The following is a 25,034-nucleotide window of genomic DNA, read 5'->3' on the forward strand; positions in this document are numbered from 1 at the left end:
AGGACCCCGGAAAACAGAAAAACCATGAACCAAAAACCAGGAAAGAGGACACGTGAAGAACTTCGGAACTCGGGTGGCGTTGGTGGCCTGCGCGCTCAGCATGTTGACCTGGTGGTCTGCTGCGTCGCGACCGCGGTTGGGGGACCACCCTGAAGGGGGAGCCGACCATCCCCAGCGGGGGGACGTCCCCGGCTGGGTGATGATCACCCTCATGTCGGCAGTCCTCGTGGCCGCCCTGCTGGCCCTTGCCGGGCCTGCGCTTGAGGGACTCTTCAACCAGGCCATGGACAAGGTCGGACAGTAGCCGGTGGCAGCCCGGGGCGAGGGAAACGGGGGCCACAGCAAGAAGCTGCAGCACAGCCAAGACGCTGAGCGCGGCGCCGCGGTCGTGGACTTCGTGCTGATCGGCGCGTTGCTCACCTTGTTCTTCCTGGCGATCGTCCAGCTCACCTTGGTCCTTCACGTCCGGAACACCCTGATCGACGCCGCCGCCTCGGGCGCCCGATATGGCACGTTGGCCGACCGCAACGACGGGGATGCCAGGGACCGGACGGTCCAGCTGATCACGGCGGCGCTCAACTCCGAGTTCGCGCGGGACGTGGCCACCAGCGAATCGACGTACCAGGGCATCCGCACGCTGGAGGTGACAGTCCGCGCACCCTTGCCGGTCATCGGCTTCATCGGTCCCCGGGGGCTCTTGGAAGTGAAGGGCCATGCGGCCATCCAGCCCTGAACGGTCACGGTCAGGGGCACCGTTCCGTCCCGACCCTGCACTCACCGTTGCCGACGGCGCCGGCCGTTCGCCGGAACAGGGGAGTGCCGTGGTCGAGTTCGTCTTCCTGGCCGCGCTGCTGATGGTGCCGCTGGTGTACTTCATCATCACCGTGGGCCAGATCCAGGGCGGCTCGTTCGCGGTGGTCGGCGCCGCTGACCAGGCCGCCAAGGTTTACGTTGCCCAACCGGACGCGGCAAGCGGCCGGGCCGCGGCCGAGCAAGCGGTGTTGCTGGCGCTCGCCGACTACGGCCAGCCGGCGGAAAACGCCAGTTTCGATACCCGCTGCGAGCCGGCGGACTGCCTGGCTCCCGGCTCTGCGGTGACGGTCACCGTCCACCTCACCGTACCCTTGCCGTTTATGCCCTTCAGCGATGCACTTCATCTGAACGCGAGCCAGCTCAACGCATCGGCAACCCAGCTGGTGGGCAGGTTCCGGTGACAATCCTTGCCGGCGCATCCCGGCACCCAGGACCACGGCACCCAGGACCCCGACACCAGCACCGAGGCCGCCGGCAAGAGGGCCAGGTGCTGGTGCTGAGCATCGGCTTCATTCTGATTGCCCTGCTGGTCGCGACCGTCGTGGTGGCGGCCTCCAGCGTCTACCTCGAGCACAAGAAACTGCTCTCCCTCGCGGACGGCGCCTCCGTGGCCGCCGCGGACAGCTTCACCCTCGGCCAGCTTGGCAACGCCGGCGGCACACCGACGGCCGTCCTCAGCGGAGCCAGGGTACGCAGCGCCGCCGTCGACTATCTGGGCCGCAACGGCGCGTTCGGCCGCTTCAGCGGCCTGGCCGTGGCGCCGTCCACGGGCAGCCCGGACGGTGCCACGGCTGTCGTGGTGCTGAGCGCGGCCGTCCACCCGCCGGTGGTGAACTTCCTGGTGCCGGACGGCATCCGGATCGAGGCGACGTCGACGGCGCGGTCCCGCCTCAGCCGCTGAACTGCCCCGTCCACACCTGTTGCCCTATCAGTAGATGCTGCCAACCAGGCCGTTTGGCAACCCAAAGTGATAGGGCAACCGGCTACAGGGCGACCGGGCGGGTCGGGGGGCTAGGACACATAGCGTAGGCTTAAAAAACCATGGCAAACATTGATTTTCCCGCTGAAATCCGCGCACTGCGGGCCACCTATGCGTCCATCGAGAACGTCTCGAACGTCGAGGCGCTCAAGGAAGACATCGCCGAGCTCAGCGAGCGGGCCGGTGAACCCAATCTGTGGGACGACCCCGCCGCCGCACAGGTCATCACCTCGAAGCTCTCGCACAAGCAGACCGAGCTAGAGCGGCTCAACAAGCTGGCGTCCCGGATCGACGACCTCGAGGTCCTCGTGGAACTCGGCCAGGACGAGGACGACGCCGACTCCATGGGCGAGGCAGCCGCGGAACTCGAGTCGGTCCGCAAGTCACTCGCCGAGCTCGAGGTGGTCACCCTTCTCTCCGGCGAGTTCGACGAGCGCGAAGCCGTGGTGACCATCCGCGCCGGCGCGGGCGGGGTGGACGCGGCGGACTTCGCCGAAATGCTGCTGCGCATGTACCTGCGCTGGGCCGAGCGCCACGGCTACCCGACCACCATCATGGATACCTCCTACGCCGAAGAAGCCGGGCTGAAGTCCGCGACCTTCGAGGTCAAGGCGCCGTACGCCTTCGGCACGCTCAGCGTCGAGGCCGGCACCCACCGCCTGGTCCGGATCAGCCCGTTCGACAACCAGGGCCGGCGCCAGACCTCCTTCGCCGCCGTGGAAGTGATTCCGCTGATCGAGCAGACGGACTCCATCGACATCCCGGATAACGAGATCCGCGTGGACGTGTTCCGCTCCTCCGGCCCCGGCGGCCAGTCCGTCAACACCACGGACTCCGCCGTGCGCCTGACCCACATCCCTACCGGCACCGTGGTGTCCATGCAAAACGAGAAGTCGCAGCTGCAGAACCGCGCCGCCGCCCTGCGTGTGCTGCAGTCCCGCCTCCTGCTGCTGAAGAAGGAGCAGGAGAACGCGGAGAAAAAGGCGTTCGCCGGTGACGTCAAGGCCTCGTGGGGCGACCAGATGCGCTCCTACGTCCTGAACCCCTACCAGATGGTCAAGGACCTCCGCACCGAGTACGAGGTCGGCAACACCTCGGCCGTGTTCGACGGCGAAATCGACGATTTCATCGACGCCGGCATCCGCTGGCGGACGGACAACCGCAACGCCGAGAAATAGGCTTTGCCGCTTCGACTCAGCACCCGGCTGAGAGGTCCCTGACAATCGCGCGACACGCCCCGCCGTTCCGGCGGTTCCGCCGTTACCCGTGCGTATAGTCGAGGGGCCGGAGCTCTACTTCCCCCAAACGAAAGCCCTTGCCCCGGCGGCAGAACCGGGCCCTCGCGGCCCCACCCTGCAGGGTACTTAGGGCCATGATCCGTTTCGAAAATGTCACCAAGGTCTATGACCAGAAGGCGCGGCCGGCGCTGGATTCGATCAACCTTGAGATCGACCGTGGTGAATTCGCCTTCCTCGTCGGTGCCTCCGGCTCCGGCAAATCCACGTTCCTGCGCCTGGTCCTCAAAGAGGACCGCGCCTCTTCCGGGGCCGTCTACGTCGCCGGCCAGAACGTCGCCAACATCTCCAGCTGGCGCGTGCCGCGGCTGCGCCGCGGAATCGGCGTCGTCTTCCAGGACTTCCGTCTGCTGCCGCAGAAAACCGTCTTCGCCAACGTCGCCTTCGCCATGCAGGTCATCGGCAAGAGCCGCAGCGTCATCCGCGACACAGTCCCCGAGGTCCTCAAAACCGTGGGCCTTGAAGGCAAGGAAAACCGACTCCCGCACGAGCTCTCCGGCGGCGAGCAGCAGCGCGTGGCGATCGCCCGCGCCGTCGTGAACCGTCCCGGCATCCTGCTGGCCGACGAGCCCACCGGAAACCTGGACCCCACCACCTCCATGGGCATCATGGGCGTGCTGGACAAGATCAACCAGAACGGCACCACCGTGGTGATGGCCACGCACGACGACGACATCGTCAACGAGATGCGCAAACGGGTGGTGGAACTCAAGAACGGCGTCGTGATCCGCGACGAGGCCAAGGCCCTCTACACCTCCATGATTCCCATCGTGGGCCAGTCGCGCCGCCTGCGCGACGCCAGCGGCCGGGACGAGCCGCAAATCATCCCGCCCCGGGCAGGGTCACGCGCCGAAGCCCGCGCCGAGATCCGCACCGCAGGGGAGGCCCAGGCGTGAGGCTTGCATTCGTCCTGAGCGAGATCGGCAGCGGCCTGCGCCGCAACCTGTCCATGGTGATCTCCGTGATCCTGGTGACCTTCGTGTCGCTGACCTTCGTCGGCGCCGCCGGCATGCTGCAGCTGCAGATCAACCAGATGAAGGGCTACTGGTACGACAAAGTCCAGGTGGCCATCTTCCTCTGCAGCGACGGTTCGACGGCGCCCGGCTGCGCCACCGGCCCGGCGACGCCGGAGCAGGAGGACAACCTGCGCAAGCTGCTGCAGTCGCCCGCAGTGGCCCAGTACGTCAACGACTTCCAGTACGAGTCCAAAGACGACGCCTACAAGCACTTCAAAGAACAGTTCTCCAATTCCCCGATCGTTGACTCGGTGACCCCGGACCAGCTTCCGGCCTCCTTTCGGATCAACATGAAGGACCCGGAGAAGTACGAGATCATCAGCGAGACCTTCTCCTCCCAGGCCGGCGTGGAGACCGTGATCGACCAGCGGCAGCTGCTGGAGCGGCTGTTCTCGGCCATGAACGCGGCGTCCCTGGTGGCGGTGAGCGTCGCCGGCGTCATGATCATTTGCGCCATCCTGCTGATCGCAACCACCATCCGGCTGTCCGCGTTCAGCCGCCGCCGGGAAACGGGGATCATGCGCCTGGTGGGCGCATCCAAGATGGTCATCCAGCTGCCGTTCATCCTCGAAGGCGTCATCGCAGCGGTGATCGGCGCGGCCCTGGCCTCCGTCACCCTGTGGTCCGTGGCCCACTTCTTCCTCGGTGAGGTCCTGTCCAAGCAGTATCCGGACACCGCGTTCATCTCGCCCGGGCAGACCCTGATCCTGGCTCCTGCCCTGATTGGCCTGGGCGTCGTCCTGGCCGGGACTTCCTCCCTGCTGACCCTCCGCCGGTACTTGCGGGTCTAGCTTTGCGCAACGAAAAGGGAATGCTTATGACACCGTTGGCCCGCCGCCCCCTCCGGCAATCGCTCCGGCATCGTCTGGTGGGACGCCGCAGCCGGATGATCAGCGCCACCTTGGCGCTGGTCCTGGCCGGGAGCATGGGAGCCTCGAGTCCGATGGCAGTCGCCGGCGACCTTGAGGACCAGCAGGCCGCGCTCCGCGACGAGGCGGCCCGGGTCCAGCATTCCCTCGAATTCGTGGACGGCAAGATCGCCCAGGCAGCGGCGGACCTGGTCCTGTACCAGGGCCAGCTCCCGGGCGCCCAACAGGCCCTCCTGGACGCCCAGGGGCGGGTGGCCGGAGCGGTCCAGGAAGTGCAGGCCCTCGCGGCCCGCGTGGACCTGGCACAGCAGAACAAGGCAAAAATCACCCAGCAGCTCGACTCGGACAAGCAGAAGATTGCGGACACCCGGAAGCTAATAGGGCAGATCGCCACACAGGCGTACAAGTCCGGCGGCGTCCCGTCCAACTTGTCGTTGTTCTTCGGCTCGAACCAGGGCAGCAGCCTGACGGACACCATCAACCTCGCGGACCAGGCCCTGCGCAGCCAGAACTCCGCGATGGACAAGCTCACCCAGCAGAGCGCCACGAACGTCAACGCGCAGGCGCGGCTGGCGGCCGTGGAGGCTGAAATCACGGATCTCAAGGCCAAGGCCGACGCCGCGCTGGCCCGGGAAAAAGCCGCGCGGGACGAGGCGGAGGCCAAGAAGGCCGCCGTGGACAAGCTCATCGCCGACACCACCCGGCTCGACGCCCAGCTCCAGGCCGCCAAGCCCGGCATCCAGAGCCAGCTCGCCAAGGTCAAGGCGCAGCAGGACGCCGTGGCCGCCGAAATCGTCGAACGCGATCGGAAGCTGCGTGAGGCCTGGCTGGCCGAGCAGCGGCGCATCGCTGAGGCCGCGGCGGCCGCCGCCCGCGCGCGGGGACAGGCCACTCAGCCGTATGTCCCGCCGGCCCAGGGCTCGCCGTCGGCCTTTGGTCTGCAGCACCCGTTCCCGGGAAGTATTCCGATCACCTCGGGATTTGGCTGGCGTCCGACGCCGCCGGGCACCATCGACTTCTACGGCCAGGGCGGCTACATGCACACCGGCATCGACTTCGGCGCCCCCTGCGGCACCGCCGTCTATGCCGCGGCGGCCGGCACCGTCTTCTCGGCAGGCTGGGCCAACGACGGCGGCGGGAACAACGTGAAGATCTCCCACGGCGTGGTCCAGGGCAACTCGCTGACCACGATCTACTACCACAACACTTCCGTTGTGGTCTCGGCCGGCCAGCACGTCAACCGGGGGCAGCTGATCGCCTATTCGGGCACCACCGGCAACTCCACCGGCTGCCACTCGCACTTCGAGACCTGGCTCAATGGCCGGGCCGTGGACCCGATGAACCTGCTGTAGCCCGGCCCGGGCCATCCGCTGCGGCAGCCGCCCTGCCGTAAACTGGAAAAGACTCCGCACCACCTGGCCGGAGTGAACCACCAATAAAACTTAGGAGTCCTACCGTGCCCAAAGAAAGTGGCCGTAAGGTAGTGGCCACCAACCGCAAGGCCCGGCACGACTACCTCATCCTTGACACCTACGAGGCCGGCATTGCGCTGATGGGCACGGAAGTTAAGTCCCTGCGCGAGGGCCATGCCTCGATGGTGGACGGCTTCTGCACGTTCTACAACGACGAGCTGTGGATGGAGGGTATCCATATCCCCGAGTACCACCAGGGGAGCTGGACCAACCACGCCGCACGCCGCCGCCGCAAGTTGCTCTTGCACCGCGAAGAGCTCACGAAGATCTCGCACAAGATCCGTGAATCAGGGTTCACGATTGTGCCGCTGCAGCTGTACTTCGTTGACGGACGCGCGAAAGTTGAAATCGGCGTCGCCCGCGGCAAGAGGGAATACGACAAGCGCCACACGCTGCGCGAACAGCAGGACAAGCGCGAGGCGCTGCGGGTCATGCGCGAACGCAACCGCCGCTAACGCAGCGGGCCCTTGGGAATGTTTCCTGGGGGCAGTGCGTTATGCTTGGTAGTCCGGGAAGGATACGAAAGTATCCGGTCCGGGTTTGATAAAAAAATACGGGGATGATCGGTTTCGACGATGTTAGTCGCGACAGGTGAAGCGGGCCGAGGATGCAGAATTATCTCGTAAACGCTGTCTGCAAACCAATAAGTGCCGAATCAAAACGCACTGACTTCGCTCTCGCTGCCTAAGCAGTAAGACAGTCCGTCAGCCCGAGGTTGCTATTGCCCCGGATCCTGGCGTCATTTAGATAGCCACTGCTGTTTACCTCCGTCATCGGGGTAAACGGGACTCTTAGATGACTGGGCCCGGATCAGCCAGCTGTTTGTAGCATGGCTGGGGCCGAGAAAATCCAACGCAAACTGCGCCCGGAGAAGCCCTGACAACACGACATCGGACGGGGGTTCAATTCCCCCCATCTCCACATACATAGGAGCCCGGCAACGGCGCTCCACCCCGTATTGGGTTCACAGAACTCCCCGCTGACTTCGGTTGGCGGGGAGTTCTGTGCGTTAAGGGCGGTTCCTGAAGCGGGCGGTACACCCGCAGCGCGGTCAGCACGCTGGCAGGCCGGAAAAACCCGAAGGCCCTTCCGCCTTGCGAAGGAATTCACCATACTTGGCAATCATGCAGTTGGATCCAATTAACCAAAACCACTTTCACCCGTCACCGCGCGACTGGTCGGACCAAGTGATCTACTTCCTGCTGATAGACCGTTTCTCCAACAAATTGGAGGACGGCTACAAGGACGCCGCCGGGCAGATCGTGCAGGGCAGCACGCCACTGTTTTCGCCTGGGGACACGAACAATGCCGTACAGGCCGCGGCCGACATACAGAAGTGGGAGAATGCGGGAACCCAGTGGCTCGGCGGCACCTTGAAGGGGATACAGTCCAAACTCGGTTACCTGAGAAGGCTCGGAGTCACCGCGCTCTGGATCAGCCCCATACTGCGACAACGGCCCGGCGTGGATGACTACCACGGCTATGGCACACAGAACTTCCTCGAAGTTGACCCGCACTTCGGCACAGCCCTGGACTTCAAAGAGCTGGTTACTGCTGCCCACGACGCCGGGCTCTACGTCATCCTCGACGTCATCCTCAACCATTCCGCGGACGTGTTCCAGTACGCCACCGTCGACGCCACCACTGGGCAGCCCTATGTTCCCGTGTGGACCGGCGCCACCTATCCGGTGGCCGGTTGGCGGGACCCTGGCGGCGCTCCCAGCTTGCCGTTCCCCGCGCCGGTTAGTCCGCCAGACATGGACAGCGCGGTGTGGCCGCGTGAACTCCAGTCCGACGGCGCCTTTACCCGCAAGGGCCAGATCGTCCACTGGGACGATCCCCAGGAGACAACCGAGGGGGACTTCTTTGGGCTGAAGGATATCCATCAGGGAACCGGGCCGGTGGACGAGTACCAGCCCTCGCCAGCCTTCCAAACCCTCGTCGAGGCGTATGAGTACTGGATCGCGGATGCAGATATCGACGGCTTCCGCGTGGACACGGTCAAGCACATGGACCCCGGCGCCACGCGATACTTTGCCTCCGCCATTCACGAATTCGCCCAGACCATCGGCAAGGATTCGTTTTTTCTCGTCGGGGAAATCACCGGGAGCCGCGAAGAGGCCATCAGGCTCCGGGACCAGACCGGGCTCGATGCTGCTCTGGGCTTGGCGGACGTGCAAGGACGGATGGTCGATGCCGTCAAGGGGTGGGGTGACCCCGCCGGCTACTTCGATCTCTTCCGCAACTCGATCCAGGTCGATAAAGCGACCCACACGTGGTTCCGCAACCATGTCGTCACAACTTTTGATGACCACGACCTGGTCCGCCAAGGGAAAAGCTACAAGGCACGGTTCGCCGCCGACCAGGACGGCCGGGCCCTGGAGCTCGCCATCCTTGCCCTGAACGCCACCACGCTCGGTATCCCGTGCATCTACTACGGCAGCGAGCAGCGATTCGACGGGAAATTTCCGCCGGAGGTCAAACCGGCACCCACGGATGACTTCAAGGCAGACCGGTACATCAGGGAAGCGATGTTCGGCGGCCCCTTCGGATCGTTCCGCAGCCGCGACAGGCACTTCTTCGATGAGTCACGGGACAGCTATCAGGAACTTGGAAAAATCCTGGCCGTTCGGAAGAGGGAACTCGCGCTCCGGCGCGGCAGGCAGTACCTGCGTCCCATCTCCGACGACGGCGTCACCTTCTGGTACCCGGAACGCATCGGTGCCGGACGGATGACCTCAATCGTGGCCTGGAGCCGGATTTTTTCGAACAGAGAGGTTGTCTGCGCCATCAACACTGATTGGGCCGCCCAGAGGACAGCATGGGTGACCATTGATGCCGGCCTCCACTCGGCCGGCGACAAGTTCGAGTGCCTCTATTCAACGGACCAGAACAAGGTGGGCTCACTGGTAGCCGCTGAGCCACGGAACGGCTTGGCGATCAGGATCGACGTTCCCCCGGCGGGCTTCGTCATCATGGCACCCTAGAGCCCAGCGACCTAGAATGCCGGCGCCCTCGGAACCAGCGCCCTAAACCGATCGTGATAAAGGGAAGGGAAGTGTCGTCAGACACTTCCCTTCCTAATCCGACCCCCGAACGTCATGTGCCGAGGACCTTCGCCTTCTGGGCCACGAACTCTTCTTCGGTGAGAATTCCCTGCTCCTTCAGCGCTCCGAGCTCCTTGAGCTGCTGGATGGCGTCGTCGCTGATGCCACCGCCGCCGGCGGGCGCGGGCGGGGGCGGGGGCTGCTGGTAGACAGGCTGCTGGTATGCCTCTGGTGGCGGTTGCTGCTGCGCCATCTGCGCATCGTAGGCCTCCTGCTGCTTGGCCGCGGTGGCGGCGTCCTTCTCGGCAAACTTCGAAGCCTGCCGGCGCTGGACGCGGCCGCTGACCGCCGATGCCGTTCCGGCAACTACCGCCGTCCGGGCCATACCCCTAAGAAGTCCCATAATTCTTCTCCTCTCATGTCTCTTCTTCTGCGTCGGATTATGCGTCGGCTGCCGGTGGTGCGGCGTCGGCGGCCTCGAGGGCGTCGAGCGCTTCCATCACGTCCGGCGCAGGGATCCGTGTGCTTGCGATGAGCTCGCCCCCGCTTTCGCGGACGGCCGCTACGAACGGTGCTGCCCAAATGTTCTCGTAGACGATCAGCGCGGCGACCGTCCCTGGCAGAACCGCTTCCGTTGCCTCGGCAATATCGTCATCGCCAAGAAGCCCTGTCCGTGCGCCGTCGAAGTAGGAGAAGCTAGCCGCTGGGCCACCTGGGTCGGTGAGTTCGAGCACCTCCACCGTGCCGTCCTCGTTCTTCATGACGACGAGGAGATCGAAGAGGCGGATCACGCCCTGCTCGACGAGTTTGATGAGTTCTTCACTGGCCCGTCCCGTCAGTCCAGCCAGGGGGAACTCGAGGAGTACGAAGTCGACCGGCCCGTGGGCCTCGGTCTCCGGTGTGGTAGTCACTGGCATTCCTCCGGTCTGTTTCGAGCGCACCGTCCAGCGCGCTGTCTTTAGTGTGGACGGCCCCTCCCGGGGGGTCACCACCCGCGTCGAATGATTCCGTTGTCGAGCCCCGGCAAGGCCGTCGGGGCCGCGCCGTGGGTCAGGACGCTGGCTCTCCCGACGAGGATCTCAAGAACACTAAAGCGCCAAGGGGAGTCCGGCCGCATCATCCGTTTCGGGTGAGCCCAAATCCCTCCGAGGCACGCCAAGGCAACAAATCAAAGGGCCGGAAGCGACGGCTTCCGGCCCTTTGATGTGTTCAGCGCTTCTTGATGTGTGCCACTGGATCGGTGTGGGCATCAACGACGTGCTTCGCCTTTTTCTCGGCCCGTTTTTCTTTGATCGTCTTGACCGACTTTTTCGAAACGCTCTGGTGCGGCGTCTTGTCAGGCATGGTGCTCTCCCTCACGGCAGGGGCCCGGGGTGGCCCCGTCTTTTAAGCTACGCCTCGGGAACCGCGGCGTCCACGATGCCTGCGAAGCGGCTGCCGACGCCGTCATAGACACTGCGCACGAGCCCGGGGCCGACGACGGGGATGTCGCGGGCCTCGTGGTGCGCGCAGCAGACATAAGTGAAGTCCGGCCACCATTTCTTGGGCCGTGCGGCTTCGGAGAATCCACAGACAGCGCAGGTGAGCTGGACCCAGACGGGCCGCTTGCCTGTCCGGTTTGCCTTGGACTGGACCAGCCACGCCGGGGGGTTGTCCAGCAGTTCGCCGAGCTCGGCCTCGGACAGCCGTGAGGGGATGCCGTGACGGTGCGCCATTTCCAGGGGGATGTCGAGGATCTGGGCTGCTTCGCGTCGGGTAACCATCCTTCAACGATACGGGAACGACGGCGGCCCGTAGCCACCGGGGCGCCCCGCTGTAAGCCTCGACACACCACCGGCGGGCCAGGTCCCGGCCGGGCGGCGATGGAAGGCCGTCAGCCGGATGAGGGAGCCTTAGCCGGCGACGAGGAGCCCGAGGGCCGCGGCCGCGAGACCCGCGAGCAGGTTCGAGGCTATGTTGAGCGCCGCCGCCCGGTAACGCGTTTCGCTGACCAGGCGGACCGTTGCGGTGGTCCACGAGCTGAAGGTTGTCAGGCCGCCGGCCAGCCCGGTCGCGATGGCGGCGTGCCAGTCGGCTCCCAACTCCATGTGGCCGGTCAGGCCCACGGCCAAACCGATGATGAACGATCCGGCGACGTTGACGGCAAACGTCGCCCACGGCCAGTGCGGACGGGAACCTTGGTGGTGCGCAAACCAGGAGTCGACGGCGAACCGCAGCAGTGCTCCCGCCACCCCGCAGATCCCCACAACGAGCGCGGTGATCATTGGGCGCCTCCGCCGAGGTCGGCAATCGCTTTGCCGGTTTTCCAGCCGGTAGCCGCGGCCCCGAGGCCCAGGACGAGCGAGAGCCCGAGGTAGGCCAGCCAGGTGGCGTGGAAGCCGCCGCGGATCTGCTGGTCAATGACTATGACAAGCGCTGAAAAGGTGGTGAAAGACCCCAGGAGGCCGGGGCCGATCCCGGCGCGCAGCCAGAAGGCCGTCTGTGGCCGCGCGATCCAGATGGTGGTCAGGGTGGCCAGGATGAAGCTCCCGGCCACGTTGATCGCCAGCGTGGTCCACGGCACCTCACCGGCGTTGTCGGGGAAAATCAGGCCGGCGCCGAACCGCAGCTCAGTTCCGATCAGCCCGCCGACGGCGACGGCGGACCAGGCCTTCCAGCCCGGTACGCCGGGGCGCGGCACGGTCCGGCGATCGTCCAGCGCCCTTTTCACTCAGCTCTCCGAAACGCTGCAGCCTGCGTGCGCGGCATCGCTGTGGACCCAGAGGGCCGAGGCGACTTCCTCGGCAAAGTCGAATTCCCGCGGTGCCGCGGCGGAACCGATCCGCACCACGATCGGACCGCCGAACGGCCGCCGGCCCACCACCTCCACCTCGGCGTCGAGGTCGATGTCCTGGGCGGCGAGGTAGCGCAGCAGCTCCGGGTTCTCGTCGCTGATCCGGGTGATCCGGCCGGTATGGCCGTCGTCGAGTTCGCTCAGGCGGTGGGCGGCGGGCACCAGCACGGAGCCGTCCGCGGCCGGGATGGGATCACCGTGCGGGTCCCGTGCAGGGTTTCCGAGCTTGGCCGCCATCCGCTCAATGAAGGTGTCGGAGACGGCGTGCTCGAGGAGCTCGGCTTCGTCGTGGACCTCGTCCCAGCGGTAACCGAGCTCCCGGACGAGGAATGTCTCGAGCAACCGGTGCCGCCGGACCATGGACAGGGCGAGCCGGACGCCGTCGCTGGTGAGCGTGACGGCGCTGTAGGGCTTGTGGTCTACGAGGCCTTGGTCCTTGAGCTTGCGGACCATTTCCGAAACCGAGGAGTTGGCGACGCCCAGGCGCTGCGCCAGCTGCGTGGAGGTGATGGGTTTCGGCTGCCACTCGGTGAACGAATAGATGACCTTGACGTAGTCCTCGATCGAGGAGGAGGGCGTACTGGTCTTCACAGACCTAAGCCTACCGTCAGCTGCCTCCGGAGAAAGTGAGCCACAGCAGGACCAGGTTAAGTGCCACGACGAGCACCACGCTGATGATGGCTGCGATTCGGAGGGCCAGGCCGTCGGCAAACCGGCCCATCAGGGCCTTGTTGCTGGTCAGTACCACCAGCGGGACGAGGACAAAGGGAATCCCGAAGCTGAGGACCACCTGGCTCAAGACGAGTGCCCAGGTGGGGTCGAAGCCGACCGCCAGCAGCACAACGGCCGGAATCAGGGTCACGACGCGGCGTGCCATGACAGGAATCTTGATCTTGAGCAGGCCTTGCATGATGGTTCCGCCTGCATAGCAGCCCACCGAGGTCGAGGCCAGGCCGGATGCGAGCAGGCCGACCGCGAAGATCACGCCGATGACGGGGCCGAGATTGGCAGTGATGGCGGCGTGCGCGCCCTCGATCGTGTCCGTGCCCTCTTCGCCGCCGAGGGTGGAGGCGGCAAGGAGCAGCATGCCGATGTTGACCAGCCCGGCGATGGCCAGCGCGGCCACGACGTCGAACCGGGTAGCCCTGACCAGTCGCGCGACGGCCGCCGGTGGAACATGCAGGTGTTCGTCTGGCCGGTGCCGATCCCGGGACAGGGCCGAATGGACGTAGATGGCGTGCGGCATGACGGTAGCGCCGAGCATGCTGGCGGCCAGCAGCACCGTTTCCGGGCCCTGGAAGCCGGGCACGAGCCCGGCCAGGGCAGCGCGCGGATCTGGCGGGCTGATGAACAGCCCGGCCAGGAAGCCGATGGTGATGATGCCGAGCAGGAACATGATGATGAATTCGAACGGCCGCTGTTTCTGCCGGGCCTGCACCGCGAGCAGAAGCATCGACACCGCGCCGACAATCACGGCGCCGAGGGGGAGCGGGAGCCCGAAAAGCAAGTACAGGGCAATTGCCCCGCCCACCACCTCGGCGAGGTCGGTAGCTGCGGCCACGACTTCGGCCTGCAGCCAGAAGGCGCGGCGCCAGAACGGTTTGAGCCGCTCGCCGAGGATCTCCGGGAGGCTCTTGCCCGTGACGATCCCGAGCTTGGCGGACTGGTACTGGACGAGGACCGCCATGATGTTGGCGGCCACGAGGACCCACACCAGCAGGTAGCCGTACTGCGCGCCGGCGGTCAGATTGGCGGCCACGTTTCCGGGGTCCACGTAGGCGATCGAAGCCACGAACGCTGGCCCCAACAGGCCGATCAGGGCCCTGCGGGCACCCGGATGTTTATAGGTGCGCGCGTCCTGCGGCGACTGCTCGTGGCCCCTTACATCCAGCACTGCCAGCTCCCGTGAATGGCGCGTCTGCGTTGACGCGATGATCGGCACCGGCCGAAAAAGCGCCCGGTTCAAAGTTTCGTTTGCCTACAAGCAATTATTAGGCATACCGAAACGATAAGCCCCGGCCGGGGCCTTACGCAATCCGGAAGGCCCGCCACGTCTGGGTCAGGTAGGGCAACTGGAGCACTGCGCCTGGGGTATGGCCCAGGTGCTCGTGCAGGTACCAGTCGAGGTTGGACATTACTTTCGCCCGGGTGGAGTCCGATGCCGCGAGGTAGTAGCTGCGGGACTTGGTCAGCTCCTGGATGTCCGCCGTGGTGACTGAATCCTCCCATCGGGTCAGGTGACTCTCCAAGCCGGTGAACTCGGGACCCACAGGCGGGCGGAAGTGTGGTTTGTGGACGTCCCCCGCGTGCATGATGCGCGAGAGCCGGTGCACCCACGGCACAGCAGTGTCCAGTTGGTTCCAGATCAGGCCCAGCACGCCGTGCGGCCGCAGGATCCGGGCAATCTCGGTGCTGGCCAGACTGGGATCGCACCAGTGCCATGCCTGGGCGACCGATACGAGATCGAACGTCTCCGGCTCGAGGCCCGTGAACTCGGCACTGCCCTCGATGGCGGTGACATCCGGCAGGGTGCGGCGCAACTGCTCGAGCATGTCGGCAGAGGGGTCAACGGCCACCGTACGCAGTCCACGTGCTGCTAGAAGCGCAGTGAACTTGCCGGTGCCGGCGCCAATGTCCGCGGCATCCTTGGCCCCCGCCGGGATCAGCCAGTCGGCCGACTCCGGCGGATACCCCGGGCGGACGCGTTCATAGTGTTCCCCGCCGTCCTGGAAGCTTTGGCCGAGTTCCTGGCGCCGCTCGCCGCGCAGTTTAGGACCACTGTGCCGTTTGGGTCCACTGTGCAGTTTGGGATCACCGCTTAGTTGAGGACCACCTTGCAGTTGAGGATCACTGTGCAGTTGGGGCCCGCCGCTTGCCACGTGCGATCTCCTTCGGGAAGTTTCTGCTGGTTTCAGATACCTTTCGAATTTACAGCACCGGCGCCGGGTCCTGGTCCCCGCCCGGTCCAGCCTGGTGCTAGTCCTCCGTGCAGGGCGCGGCACCGGCGGTGCCCGGGGTGTTCGGCGCCCAGTGGGGGTAGCTGCGGGTATCGTTGGCCGGCACCCAGCGGCCGGCATCCACCACGTAGTCCCAGCCGAGTCCCGTCTGGCGCAACTGCTGCAGGCCGGCCAGCAGACGCTCGGCATCCTCCAGCCGTGAGCCGAGGCCGAAGCTGGCCCGCAGGGAGCCGGCGGGCAGGCCGAGCCGCTTGAGCAGCGGGTGGGCGCAGAAGCGCCCGTCGCGCAGGCCAATGCCGTGTTCGGCCGACAGGTAGGCGGCCACCAGCCCGGCGTCGTACCCTTCCACGGAAAAGTTCACGACGCCGATGGTGCCGGTGCCCGGCAGCTCGCCTCCGGAGGAAGAAGCGGGGGACGAATCGGCAAAGATCCGGTGCACGGTCACGCCGTCGATGCCCTGCAGGCCCTCGACGAGGAAGGACCGGATGGCGTCCTCGTGGGCCTGCCACTGCTCCGGGTCCAGGGCCGCGATCACCTGGGTGGCGCGGGCCAGGGCGGCCGCACCGAGGACGTTCGGCGAGCCGCCCTCGTGCCGGGCGGGTCCGGTGGTCCAGCTGACGGAGTCCAGCCGGGCGTCGCGGACCGCGCCGCCGCCGGCCAGGTGCGGGGTGCCGGCGTCGAGCCAGTCCGTCCGCCCCACCAGCACGCCGGTGCCGAACGGGGCGTAGAGCTTGTGCCCCGAGAAGGCGAGGTAGTCGACGTCGTCCGTGGCGATGTCGATCCGCCGGTGTGGGGCCAGCTGTGCGGCGTCGACAACGATCCTGGCGCCGTATTCGTGCGCCAGCGCGGCGAGGGTCCGAATCGGCAGGATCTCCCCTGTGACATTGGAAGCGCCGGTGACGGCGAGCAGGCTGACTCCGCCCCGCGCGAGCTCATCCCGCAGGCGGTCCACGGTGGCCGCGAGGGTGGGGGCGGCCACGACGCTGCGGTGCGGGACATTCTGCCAGGGCAGGAGGTTGGCGTGGTGCTCGATGTCGAGATACAGGACCTCGCCCGTGGACCGGCCGTCACGGAGCGGCAGGCAGCCGGCCAGCAGGTTCAGGGAATCGGTGGTGTTGCGGGTGAAGATCACGGAATCGTCCGGCCGGCCGTTCACGAAGTCCCGCACGATGTCCCGGGCGTTCTCGTAGACGGACGTGCTGATCTGCGATGCGTAGCCGGCGCCGCGGTGCACGCTCGCGTAGTACGGCAGGATTTCGTTCAAGTAGGCCGAGACCACGGACAGGGCCGGGGCGGAGGCACCGTAATCGAGGTTGGCGTAGCGGGCGTGGCCGCCCGTGATCAGCGGGGCCTGGATTTCGGCCCCGGTGACGGCGGCCAGCGGGCGGCCCGCAATGGCATGCCGTCCACCAGGGCGCCCGGCCTCGGTTGCAGCGTGAAATTCGGGGGCAGCGGGAAAAATGGCAGTTGTCATGGGACCTCACTCGACCAGGACCCCACATCGTGGGAATCCGCGCTTGCCGGGTCCGTTCCGGACCGGCCAGGTCGTCACCCGGGGCACCCCACCGCGTCTGGAGGGTTGCCGGCCAGCAAACCGGGGTTTAGCGCTGGCACTCGTGACCTGCATCGAGCCTAGGACATCCGCGCAGCCGGGGAAAAGGCGGTCACCGATTGTGAAGCGGATTGTTACGTGCGCGTCCCGAAACGCGCTGTGGCCGAACAAACGGCGGCAGTAATCCCTGGATGAGGGTTACCGCCGCCGTTTGTTCGATTGAGTGGTTGCCTAGAGGAGGTCGTCGAGGTCGGGGTTGAGCCGCTTGAGGACTTCTGAGTGGAGGATTGAGTTGGTGGCGAGGGCGTTGCCGCCGAAGGGGCCGTCCTCGCCCTCGAGCGAGGTGAAGCGGCCGCCGGCCTCGGTAACGATCGGCACCAGGGCGGCCATGTCGTAGAGGTTCAGCTCGGGCTCGCAGGCGATGTCCACGGCACCCTCGGCCACCAGGCAGTACGACCAGAAGTCGCCGTAGGCGCGGGTACGCCAGACTTCCTCGGTAAGGCCCAGGAACTCGTCCAGGTTCCCGCGTTGCTTCCAGCCGCCCAGGCTGGAGTAGGACAGCGAGGCGTCCTCGAGGTTGGAGACGTTGGATACCTTCAGCCGTGTGGCGGCGGCGAGCGAGCGGCCCGTGTAGGCGCCCGCCCCCTTCGCGGCCCACCAGCGCTTGCCCAGTGCCGGCGCGCTAACGACGCCGACCACCGGCTCGCCCTCATCGACGAGGGCGATCAGGGTGGCCCAGACCGGGACGCCGCGGACAAAGTTCTTTGTGCCGTCAATCGGGTCAATGATCCAGCGGCGGGAGCCGTGGCCCGAGCTGCCGAATTCTTCGCCCAGGACCGCGTCACGCGGACGGGACCGGGAGAGCTGGCCGCGGATGGCCTCTTCGGCGGACTTGTCGGCGTCCGTGACGGGCGTCAGGTCTGGCTTCGTCTCGATCCGAAGGTCGAGCGCCTTAAAGCGGCTCATGGTCTGGGAATCGACCGAATCTGCCAGTACATGGGCAAGGCGCAGGTCATCGTTGTAGCTCGAAGCGGGTTGGCTCATGGTTCCAAACTACCGGCAAACCGGGCTGCCGGGCGGGAGGCCGCGGCCCGGTGCCGCAGGCCCGGTTGCCGGGCGGGCTAAGAGACGGTGCCCAGTTCCTTGGTTTCCTGCGCTTCCATCCGCGGGTCCGTGCCCAGCAGCCGGCGCAGGGACGCGAGCCTCGCGGGTCCGGAGGGCCCGGCGTGCCCTGCCGCAACCCACTTGTCGACGCCGCAGTTGACGGCGGTGGCGTCGTGCTTGCAGCCGCGTTCGCAGTCGTCGGTGCCTGGCTCCAGGTCCGGGAAGGAGCGGAGGATCCGGTCCGGGTCCACATGGGCCAGCCCGAAGGACCGGATGCCGGGGGTGTCGATGATCCAGCTGCCGGCCGGGGCATCGTTGACTTTGAGCGCCAGCGCGGAGGATGACGTGTGCCGGCCGCGGCCGGTGACCGCGTTGACGCCTCCCGTGGCCCGCTCGGCCCCGGTCAGCGCGTTGACCATCGTGGACTTGCCGACGCCGGAATGGCCCAGCATCACGGTGACCTTGCCGTCGAGGTAGTCGCGCAGCTGGGACACCGCGTCCTTGTCGAGCCGGGCGGAGAGCCCGTCATCGGAGCGGGCGTCGATGCCGGAAGCGGCGGAGTCTGCCGTCTTGGAGATGATGACCGGGAAATCGAGGTGCTGGTAATTGGACAACAGCTCGGCGGGATCCTTGACGTCGGCTTTGGTGACGAGCAGCAGCGGCTCAATGCCGGCGTCGTACGCCGCTACCAGCGCGCGGTCGATGAAACCGGTCCGTGGCTCGGGATTGGCTGCGGCGACCACCACCACCAGCTGGTCGGCGTTGGCCACTACGGCGCGTTCGATCGGGTCCGTGTCATCGGCGCTGCGGCGCAGCAGCGTCTTGCGGTCCTGGATCTTGACCAGCCGCGCGAGGGTGTCGGGCTCGCCGGTGACGTCCCCGACCAGGGAGACGAAGTCGCCGGCAACCACGGGATTTCGGCGCAGCTCCCGGGCCCGCGCCGCAATGATCTTGCGTTCGTCGGAGGTCCCTTCGCCCACGACGGCGGTGTAGCGGCCGCGGTCGACGGTGATGATGCGTCCGGTGACGGCGTCGTCGTAACTGGGCCGGTCCTTGGTGCGGGGGCGGGTGCCCTTCTTGTTCGGACGGATCCGGACGTCGGACTCGTCCCAAGAATCAGTGCTGCGTGCCACCGGCGGTGTCCTCATCTGCGGCGGGTCCCCGTGCCAGCATCGCTTCCCAAAGCTGCGGGAAATCGGGCATGGTCTTGGCCGTGGTCGCGATGTCCTCGACCTCGACCCCGGGCACGGCCAGGCCGAGGATGGCGCCGGCGGTAGCCATGCGGTGGTCCGCGTAGCTGTGCACCACACCGCCGTGCAGCGTGGCCGGACGGATGATGAGACCGTCGGCGGTCTCTTCGGCGTCGCCGCCAAGGCGGTTGATTTCGGTGACGAGGGCCGCGAGCCGGTCCGTTTCATGGCCCCGGAGGTGGGCGATGCCGGTCAGCCGCGAGGGGCCGGTGGCGAGGGCGCAAAGCGCGGCCACGGTGGGGGCGAGCTCGCTGGTCTCGTCGAAATCGCCGCCCGTGATCTCCGGGCCGCCACTGACGGTCAGGGTGCCGCCATCCATTGTCACGGTCGCGCCCATGGCGGTCAGGATGCCGCGCCAGAGGTCACCGACCTGGGTGGTCGCCGCGGGCCAGTTCGGGATCCGCACGGTGCCGCGGGTGGCCAGGGCCGCCGCGAGGAAGGGCCCGGCGTTCGAGAGGTCCTGCTCGATCCGCTGGTCGAAGGCGCGGATCGGGCCAGGGGAGACAATCCAGTGGTTCGGCACCGAGTCATCGACCGCCACGCCCACGCCGCGCAGCACGGCCACGGTCATGTTGATGTGGTCAAGGCTCGGTACGGGCTTACCGACGTGTTCGCTGCTTTGATGTTCGAGGTGGAGCCCCTCGGTGAAGCGGGCGCCGGCCAGCAGCAGGGCGGAGACGAACTGGGACGATGCGCTGGCGTCGATGATGAGGTGACCGCCGCGTACTTCGCCCGTGCCGTTGACGGTGAAGGGCAACGACGACGCCGGACCGCCGTCGGGTGCGTTCACTGCCACACCCAACCCGGCCAGGGCCTCGATGATGGTGCCCATCGGGCGTTTGCGGGCGTGCGGGTCGCCGTCGAAGCGGGACTCGCCGCGGCGCAGCGCCGCCACCGGAGGCACAAAGCGCATGACCGTGCCGGCCAGGCCGCAGTCGATCGCGGTGTCCGCCGCAGCGGCGTCCAAGCTGATCGGGCTGACTTCCAGGTCGGGGCCGAAGTCGCCGTCGCCGGGAAGTTCCGTAATGGTGGCCCCCAACTGACGCAGGGCCTCAATCATCAGTGCGGAGTCCCGGGAGTGCAGGGGGGCCCGCAGCCGGGACGTTCCGTCAGCGAGGGCGGCCAGCACGAGGTACCGGTTGGTCAGGGACTTGGACCCCGGAACGGTGACAGTGGCATCGACCGGCCGCGCGGCCAGGGGGGCGGGCCAGTGCGGACCGACGTCGGCCGGGTGGGAAGGGGCAGCTGCGGAGGGGGTGGTGCCAGTCATTACCGTCTTAGGCTCCGGCTGAGTGGTCTACGGCCTTGCGGACAACTTTGTCGGCCTTTTTCAGCTGCTTGTTGGTGGTCTTCCGGGCATCGGCGGCGAGGTGGCTGGCGCTCTTCTTGGCATCCGCGGCCAGGTGGCCGGCGCGCCAGGCCAGGCTGGGCTTACCGGCAGTATCGACCGCGGCCAGGAGCACTCCGCCGGTGAGGGTGACGTTTTTCAGGAGCTGCTTGCGGCGGGCGTCGCGGGCTTCCTTCGAGGAGATGTCCGCGCTGCGCCATTCCACATAACCGTTCAGGACCGAAATGACGGCGAGCAGGGTGGCTGCCAGCCGGGCCGACTTGCCGAGGGCGAAGCAGACGCCGGCACCGATCTGGGTGCCGCCGATCACGCGTGCCACGACTTTTTCGTTTGGCTGGAACGGCAGTGCGTCGGCCGTGCGGCGCAGCAAGGGGGACAGCTGTGCCGCAGTGTCATCCGCGTTCTTGAGCTTGTCCATGCCGGCGAGGACGAAACTGGAGGCGAGCATGGGCCGGGCGAGAAAGCGGACAAACGACATGAATTTCCTCCTAGATGGACGAACCGCGGCTTCACTGCGGGAGAACCGGTTCTAGTCTTGCACTTTTGCGGAATATTTGCCCGCAGGACGTGGTTGTGAAAGGCAGATCCCAGCGGTTTCCTAGCCGTGTCACAGTGCCGCCGCGTCTGAACCGTTCTTCTTGTTGGAGCGCCGGTACAGCACGGCTGGATAGGCACGGCCGGACAGACACGGCTGGATAAGTACAGGCGAACGGACACAGCTTAGGAAGGCGGAGATTTGACGAGGGTGTTGGACAGGGCGGAACCGGAAACCGGTCAATCATGGACCCTCGCGCTTCCGGCAATTCCGGGTGCCCGGCGGAAGGTGACAGTAGACTTGAACGCAATGAGCACCATGGACCCGGCCGTAGCGGCCATGCACGAGGTTGCCGGAAACGACGCCACGCCCACCAAGACACCTGAGGCCGGCACGTCCGGCGCACCAGAACGGCCCGCTGTGCAGAATTCGCCTGTGCAGAATTCGCCCGTGAAGAATCCACCTGCGCAGATTTCCCCCGTGACGATTCCCGCAGATGGCCACGCTGTGCAGGCGCCCGCTGATGGACCCGCCGCCCTGGAAACCGAGGTCGACGGAAAGCCCCTGGACGTTGCCACCGAGTCCGCGGACGAACGCCGGGTGCGCTTTGAACGCGACGCCATGCAGTACGTGGACCAGCTCTATTCGGCGGCCATGCGGATGGCCCGGAATCCCTCCGACGCCGAGGACCTGGTCCAGGAGGCGTACACCAAGGCGTTTTCCGCGTTCCACCAGTACAAGCCCGGAACCAATCTGAAGGCCTGGCTGTACCGCATCCTCACCAACACGTACATCAACCTGTACCGGAAGCGTCAGCGCGAGCCGCTGCAGTCAAACTCGGACACCATCGAGGACTGGCAGCTCGCCCGCGCCGAGTCGCATACGTCCTCGGGGCTGCGTTCGGCGGAGGCCGAGGCCCTCGACCACCTGCCCGATTCGGATGTGAAGCGCGCCCTCCAGTCGATTCCGGAGGAGTTCCGGCTGGCCGTGTACTTCGCCGACGTCGAGGGCTTCGCGTACAAGGAAATTTCAGACATCATGAACACCCCCATCGGGACCGTCATGTCCCGGCTGCACCGCGGCCGGAAGATGCTGCGGGACATGCTTGCGGACTATGCCGCCGAACGGGGATTCAGAGGCGCAAGCGAGTCAAGCGCCGCGGCCGACAGCAACAAACAGGAGAACAGGAAATGAGCGACTGCCAGGGACTGGGCGATTGCGACGACGCCCGGATGCAACGTATCTATGAATATCTGGATGGTGCGCTCACGCATGAGGACATCGCAGAGATCAAGGACCACCTGGACAGCTGCCCGGAGTGCCTGGAGCAGTACGACCTCGAATGTGTCATCCGCGTGATGGTCAAGCGTTCGTGCACCGAAGCAGCTCCGGACAACCTCAAGAACGCCATCCTGGACCGGATTCACTCGATCCGGACTGTGGAAGCCTGAGCCCGGCTCCCTACCTAGATAAACGAATGACCCCGGAAGCCGTAAGGATTCCGGGGTCATTCGTCTAAAGCTGTCATTCCAAGCTTTGCTTAGGCGTTGGGGCGCTTACCGTGGTTCGCGCCGCCACGCTTACGGTCACGACGTTTACGTGCACGTTTGCTCATAGCTGGCCTCCTTAATCTTGGTACTCAAAAGAGCTGCCCTCAAGTCTCCCACATCGCGGCACCCGCCGCGAACCGAGGGCCCGCCGCTACGGGGGTTGGCTGGTTGCGCGTGGGGTCAGTCCTCCAGCGAATTGCGGATTGAGATCCGGGCCTGGTCCAGCACGGTCCTGACCGTTTCGAGCGTGACGGCAGTGACGGGATGGCTCCCGGCGTGGCGCCGCAGTTCCACCCGCATGTCGTCGCGGAAGGCCTGCACCAGCATTTCCGCCTCCTTCAGGCGCCGCTCGCCCTCCGGGGAGAACCGCGGGCTCCCCGCGCCGCCGGCAGAGCCCGCGGCACGGGCCGAGGTCCGTGCCGCCTCCGCCGTTGCCGCGAGATCGGCCCGGAGGCCGCGCATGTTAACGCGGATGTCCTGGCGCAGGTTGTCGGCCAGCCGGCGCACCGAGGCCGAAATGTCGTTTTCGACGCCGGCGAGTTCGTCCCGCCGGCTGTTCAGCTCCGTGAGCCCCGCCGGGGTGATGCTGTAGTTGGTGCGGCGGCCGTCCGTGTGGGTGGCAACGAGCCCTTCTTCTTCGAGCTTGCCCAGGCGCGGGTAGATGGTTCCGGCGCTGGGGGAGTAGGTGCCGCCGAAACGCTCGCTGAGCGCCTTGATGAGTTCGTAGCCGTGCTTGGGGCCTGATTCGAGCAGGGCGAGCAGGTACAGCCGCAGCGCGCCGTGGGCGAAGACGGGAGGCATCAGAGGGCCGTTTCGGTGTCCGCGGTGGGCTGGCCGTGGAAGATCGACGTTTTTCCCGAAACTGAGTTGGTCCGGACCAGCATCAGCTTGGCGTCCGGTCCCGCGATGGTCTGGACCGTGCCGCTGGGCTGGGCGTACCTCTTGTCATCGATGACCACCGCCCCGCTGGCGGATTTGGCGACGATGTCCACGCCGATATCGTGCGGAACGCGGATAGTGACGTCGCCCGAGACTGAATTGGCGCCAAAATCATGGGTGAAGCCGTGCAGATCGAAGTTCAGGTCGCCGCTGACGGTATTCGCGCGGATGTGGCTGAATTCCCCCGAGGCCGTCACCTCGCCGGAGACGCTCTTGGCGGTCAGGACGCCGCGGTGGTTGCGGGCAATAACTTCGCCGCTGACCGTGTTGACGGACAGTTCACCGGAGGTGCCGTCGGCCAGCACGGAGCCCGAGACGGTGTTGAGCCGGGCGTGGCCCCGGGTCCCGGAAACCATGCCATCGCCGCTCACCGTCCCGGCTTCGACCTCGACGCCGGCGGGCAGGGCGATGCTGATGACCACGGAGTTGCTGCTGCCGTTGTTGACGGTGCTCATCAGGTTCTTGAACCAGCCTTGCGGACCGTGCAGCTGGTGGCGGACTTCCAGGCGGCCGTTGACGACGGAAACCGACAACGGGTCGCCGTCGATTTCGGAGATTTCGATCCGGGCGACGTCCTCGTCATGGGTGACGATGTCGAAGCGGCCGCGGACGATGCCGAGCTTGAGGGACCGGACGCCGTCGACGTCGATGGTCTGCGGACCGGTCACGGTCCACGTGTTCTCTGACATGGTTCCTCCGGAAAGGCGAAAGGTGCTGGACAAATAAAGATATATCGCGACTATGAAGTCACGATATATCGCGCCCGCTGCCAGGTCAAGATATATCGCGAATATCCGGGAGGAGTGCGGACCGGTACGGCCGGTTACCGGGCGGCCGGCCTATTCCGGCGCGTCCAGGCCGAGCCACTGGAACCAGCCGCGGTGCAGCACGAGCCACGCCATGAGGCCATAACCGGCCTGGCCGGGCGTGCCGCCGTTGGCCGCGAGGTCCTGGCGCCATTGCTCGTGGTTCAGCAGCGGCGAGAAGGTGTCGACGTAGAGGTGCTTCCGGCGCGTCGTGACGTCGGCGAAGGCGGTGTTGAGTTCGCCGAGCCTGCGGTTCTGGGTGGGGTCGAGCGTGGGCGGCGGGCCCACGACGAAGACCTCGATCTTGTTCTGCGAGGCGGAGTCCAGGATGTTGGCGAGGTTCAGGCGGCTGCGGGCCGTGGACAGGCCGAACTCAATGTCGCGGCCGGACAAGCCGATCACCAGGCGGTTATCGTGATGGTTGCCGAAGCGGCGGCCTGCCTCCTCGAGCCAGCGCGCGGCAATTCCCTCCGTGCCTTCTTCAGGGCATGGCAGGGAGTAGCACTCCAGTGCGACGCTGTCCTGCGGCGTGCGGGCCAGGACCCGGCCCCACCAGCCCAAGGCACGCGGATCACCGAGCCCGGCCAACAGCTCGTCCCCAACGGCTGCAATCCGCAGCTTCCGATCTTCCACGACTACCTCTTCACTTCAACGCTGTCCATCAAGCTG

29 protein-coding genes, 1 other RNA gene and 1 riboswitch are annotated in these 25,034 nt (G+C 66.3%); of the genes, 13 read left to right on the plus strand and 17 right to left on the minus strand.

Features of this window, described 5'->3' with window-relative positions; genetic code table 11:
- Nucleotides 1-52: 52 nt before the first annotated feature.
- The 11 genes from M2428_RS01585 to M2428_RS01635 all read left to right on the plus strand — a co-directional run bounded on the left by M2428_RS01585 (nucleotide 53) and on the right by M2428_RS01635 (nucleotide 9,431).
- Entirely contained in the window at nucleotides 53-304 is a 252-nt protein-coding gene (locus M2428_RS01585) for a hypothetical protein (RefSeq protein WP_277522965.1), read from the plus strand.
- A 45-nt stretch (nucleotides 305-349) separates the two neighbouring features.
- Complete coding sequence (locus M2428_RS01590; protein WP_277523575.1) at nucleotides 350-733, plus strand: TadE/TadG family type IV pilus assembly protein; 384 nt, start codon at nucleotides 350-352, stop codon at nucleotides 731-733.
- 88 nt (nucleotides 734-821) lie between these two features.
- The gene (locus M2428_RS01595) at nucleotides 822-1,214 is read left to right on the plus strand and encodes a hypothetical protein (protein WP_277522967.1); all 393 of its coding nucleotides are present in this window, start codon (nucleotides 822-824) and stop codon (nucleotides 1,212-1,214) included.
- Nucleotides 1,215-1,300: 86 nt separating this feature from the next.
- Nucleotides 1,301-1,714: a pilus assembly protein TadG-related protein gene (locus tag M2428_RS01600; RefSeq protein WP_277522969.1), complete on the plus strand. Its 414-nt coding sequence runs from the start codon at nucleotides 1,301-1,303 to the stop codon at nucleotides 1,712-1,714.
- A 140-nt stretch (nucleotides 1,715-1,854) separates the two neighbouring features.
- Entirely contained in the window at nucleotides 1,855-2,970 is a 1,116-nt protein-coding gene (gene prfB, locus M2428_RS01605) for a peptide chain release factor 2 (protein ID WP_277522971.1), read from the plus strand.
- Between the two features lie 194 nt (nucleotides 2,971-3,164).
- Nucleotides 3,165-3,983 (plus strand): cell division ATP-binding protein FtsE, encoded by an 819-nt coding sequence (gene ftsE, locus M2428_RS01610; RefSeq protein WP_277522973.1) that lies wholly within the window; start codon nucleotides 3,165-3,167, stop codon nucleotides 3,981-3,983.
- Nucleotides 3,980-4,894: a permease-like cell division protein FtsX gene (gene ftsX / locus M2428_RS01615; RefSeq protein ID WP_277522975.1), complete on the plus strand. Its 915-nt coding sequence runs from the start codon at nucleotides 3,980-3,982 to the stop codon at nucleotides 4,892-4,894. The genes ftsE and ftsX overlap by 4 nt, the downstream gene beginning before the upstream one ends.
- Nucleotides 4,895-4,920: 26 nt before the next feature.
- The gene (locus M2428_RS01620; protein ID WP_277522976.1) at nucleotides 4,921-6,324 is read left to right on the plus strand and encodes a peptidoglycan DD-metalloendopeptidase family protein; all 1,404 of its coding nucleotides are present in this window, start codon (nucleotides 4,921-4,923) and stop codon (nucleotides 6,322-6,324) included.
- Nucleotides 6,325-6,428: 104 nt separating this feature from the next.
- Entirely contained in the window at nucleotides 6,429-6,899 is a 471-nt protein-coding gene (smpB, locus tag M2428_RS01625; protein ID WP_277522979.1) for an SsrA-binding protein SmpB, read from the plus strand.
- A 100-nt stretch (nucleotides 6,900-6,999) separates the two neighbouring features.
- Nucleotides 7,000-7,368, plus strand: a transfer-messenger RNA (tmRNA) gene (gene ssrA / locus M2428_RS01630).
- 200 nt (nucleotides 7,369-7,568) lie between these two features.
- Nucleotides 7,569-9,431: an alpha-amylase family glycosyl hydrolase gene (locus M2428_RS01635; RefSeq protein WP_277522980.1), complete on the plus strand. Its 1,863-nt coding sequence runs from the start codon at nucleotides 7,569-7,571 to the stop codon at nucleotides 9,429-9,431.
- 112 nt (nucleotides 9,432-9,543) lie between these two features.
- Here M2428_RS01635 and M2428_RS01640 read toward each other — a convergent pair whose 3' ends face one another.
- The 14 genes from M2428_RS01640 to M2428_RS01705 form a co-directional block, all read right to left on the minus strand.
- Nucleotides 9,544-9,894, minus strand: coding sequence for an SHOCT domain-containing protein (locus M2428_RS01640; RefSeq protein ID WP_277522981.1), 351 nt, complete (start codon nucleotides 9,892-9,894; stop codon nucleotides 9,544-9,546).
- A 37-nt stretch (nucleotides 9,895-9,931) separates the two neighbouring features.
- The gene (locus M2428_RS01645) at nucleotides 9,932-10,402 is read right to left on the minus strand and encodes a DUF6325 family protein (RefSeq protein WP_277522982.1); all 471 of its coding nucleotides are present in this window, start codon (nucleotides 10,400-10,402) and stop codon (nucleotides 9,932-9,934) included.
- A gap of 298 nt (nucleotides 10,403-10,700) precedes the next feature.
- Nucleotides 10,701-10,835 (minus strand): hypothetical protein, encoded by a 135-nt coding sequence (locus tag M2428_RS01650; protein ID WP_256336428.1) that lies wholly within the window; start codon nucleotides 10,833-10,835, stop codon nucleotides 10,701-10,703.
- A 47-nt stretch (nucleotides 10,836-10,882) separates the two neighbouring features.
- Complete coding sequence (locus tag M2428_RS01655) at nucleotides 10,883-11,254, minus strand: hypothetical protein (protein WP_277522983.1); 372 nt, start codon at nucleotides 11,252-11,254, stop codon at nucleotides 10,883-10,885.
- Nucleotides 11,255-11,383: 129 nt separating this feature from the next.
- Nucleotides 11,384-11,755 (minus strand): fluoride efflux transporter CrcB, encoded by a 372-nt coding sequence (gene crcB / locus M2428_RS01660; RefSeq protein WP_277522984.1) that lies wholly within the window; start codon nucleotides 11,753-11,755, stop codon nucleotides 11,384-11,386.
- Nucleotides 11,752-12,201, minus strand: a complete 450-nt coding sequence (locus M2428_RS01665) for a CrcB family protein (RefSeq protein ID WP_277522985.1) — start codon at nucleotides 12,199-12,201, stop codon at nucleotides 11,752-11,754. The genes crcB and M2428_RS01665 overlap by 4 nt, the downstream gene beginning before the upstream one ends.
- Nucleotides 12,202-12,915, minus strand: a complete 714-nt coding sequence (locus tag M2428_RS01670; protein ID WP_277522987.1) for a metal-dependent transcriptional regulator — start codon at nucleotides 12,913-12,915, stop codon at nucleotides 12,202-12,204.
- 16 nt (nucleotides 12,916-12,931) lie between these two features.
- On the minus strand, nucleotides 12,932-14,218 hold the full coding sequence (locus M2428_RS01675; RefSeq protein ID WP_277522989.1) for an Nramp family divalent metal transporter: 1,287 nt from the start codon (nucleotides 14,216-14,218) through the stop codon (nucleotides 12,932-12,934).
- Nucleotides 14,219-14,351: 133 nt separating this feature from the next.
- Entirely contained in the window at nucleotides 14,352-15,128 is a 777-nt protein-coding gene (locus M2428_RS01680) for a class I SAM-dependent methyltransferase (protein WP_277523577.1), read from the minus strand.
- Between the two features lie 172 nt (nucleotides 15,129-15,300).
- The gene (locus M2428_RS01685) at nucleotides 15,301-16,755 is read right to left on the minus strand and encodes an aminotransferase class V-fold PLP-dependent enzyme (protein WP_277522990.1); all 1,455 of its coding nucleotides are present in this window, start codon (nucleotides 16,753-16,755) and stop codon (nucleotides 15,301-15,303) included.
- A 34-nt stretch (nucleotides 16,756-16,789) separates the two neighbouring features.
- Nucleotides 16,790-16,903, minus strand: a riboswitch (SAM riboswitch).
- 161 nt (nucleotides 16,904-17,064) lie between these two features.
- On the minus strand, nucleotides 17,065-17,877 hold the full coding sequence (gene hisN / locus M2428_RS01690; RefSeq protein ID WP_277522992.1) for a histidinol-phosphatase: 813 nt from the start codon (nucleotides 17,875-17,877) through the stop codon (nucleotides 17,065-17,067).
- A gap of 77 nt (nucleotides 17,878-17,954) precedes the next feature.
- On the minus strand, nucleotides 17,955-19,070 hold the full coding sequence (locus M2428_RS01695) for a ribosome small subunit-dependent GTPase A (protein ID WP_277522994.1): 1,116 nt from the start codon (nucleotides 19,068-19,070) through the stop codon (nucleotides 17,955-17,957).
- Nucleotides 19,054-20,457 (minus strand): 3-phosphoshikimate 1-carboxyvinyltransferase, encoded by a 1,404-nt coding sequence (gene aroA, locus M2428_RS01700; RefSeq protein WP_277522996.1) that lies wholly within the window; start codon nucleotides 20,455-20,457, stop codon nucleotides 19,054-19,056. Before aroA ends, M2428_RS01695 begins: the two co-directional genes overlap by 17 nt.
- A gap of 7 nt (nucleotides 20,458-20,464) precedes the next feature.
- Nucleotides 20,465-21,013 (minus strand): DoxX family protein, encoded by a 549-nt coding sequence (locus tag M2428_RS01705; RefSeq protein WP_277522998.1) that lies wholly within the window; start codon nucleotides 21,011-21,013, stop codon nucleotides 20,465-20,467.
- Nucleotides 21,014-21,379: 366 nt separating this feature from the next.
- On the opposite strand from M2428_RS01705, the gene M2428_RS01710 reads away from it, so the two are divergent.
- Both M2428_RS01710 and rsrA read left to right on the plus strand, forming a co-directional pair.
- Nucleotides 21,380-22,264 carry a sigma-70 family RNA polymerase sigma factor gene (locus tag M2428_RS01710; protein ID WP_277523001.1) on the plus strand — a complete coding sequence of 295 codons (885 nt, stop codon included), beginning with the start codon at nucleotides 21,380-21,382 and terminating at the stop codon, nucleotides 22,262-22,264.
- Nucleotides 22,261-22,521, plus strand: a complete 261-nt coding sequence (gene rsrA, locus M2428_RS01715; RefSeq protein ID WP_277523003.1) for a mycothiol system anti-sigma-R factor — start codon at nucleotides 22,261-22,263, stop codon at nucleotides 22,519-22,521. The genes M2428_RS01710 and rsrA overlap by 4 nt, the downstream gene beginning before the upstream one ends.
- Nucleotides 22,522-22,800: 279 nt before the next feature.
- Here rsrA and M2428_RS01720 read toward each other — a convergent pair whose 3' ends face one another.
- From M2428_RS01720 to M2428_RS01730, 3 genes are all read right to left on the minus strand, one after another.
- The gene (locus tag M2428_RS01720) at nucleotides 22,801-23,421 is read right to left on the minus strand and encodes a PadR family transcriptional regulator (protein WP_277523005.1); all 621 of its coding nucleotides are present in this window, start codon (nucleotides 23,419-23,421) and stop codon (nucleotides 22,801-22,803) included.
- Nucleotides 23,421-24,248, minus strand: coding sequence for a DUF4097 family beta strand repeat-containing protein (locus M2428_RS01725; RefSeq protein ID WP_277523007.1), 828 nt, complete (start codon nucleotides 24,246-24,248; stop codon nucleotides 23,421-23,423). The genes M2428_RS01720 and M2428_RS01725 overlap by 1 nt, the downstream gene beginning before the upstream one ends.
- Before the next feature lie 150 nt (nucleotides 24,249-24,398).
- Complete coding sequence (locus M2428_RS01730; protein WP_277523009.1) at nucleotides 24,399-24,998, minus strand: GDSL-type esterase/lipase family protein; 600 nt, start codon at nucleotides 24,996-24,998, stop codon at nucleotides 24,399-24,401.
- Nucleotides 24,999-25,034: the final 36 nt, after the last annotated feature.

The organism is Arthrobacter sp. ES3-54, from assembly GCF_029504395.1.
In the GTDB taxonomy this organism is placed as follows: domain Bacteria; phylum Actinomycetota; class Actinomycetes; order Actinomycetales; family Micrococcaceae; genus Arthrobacter.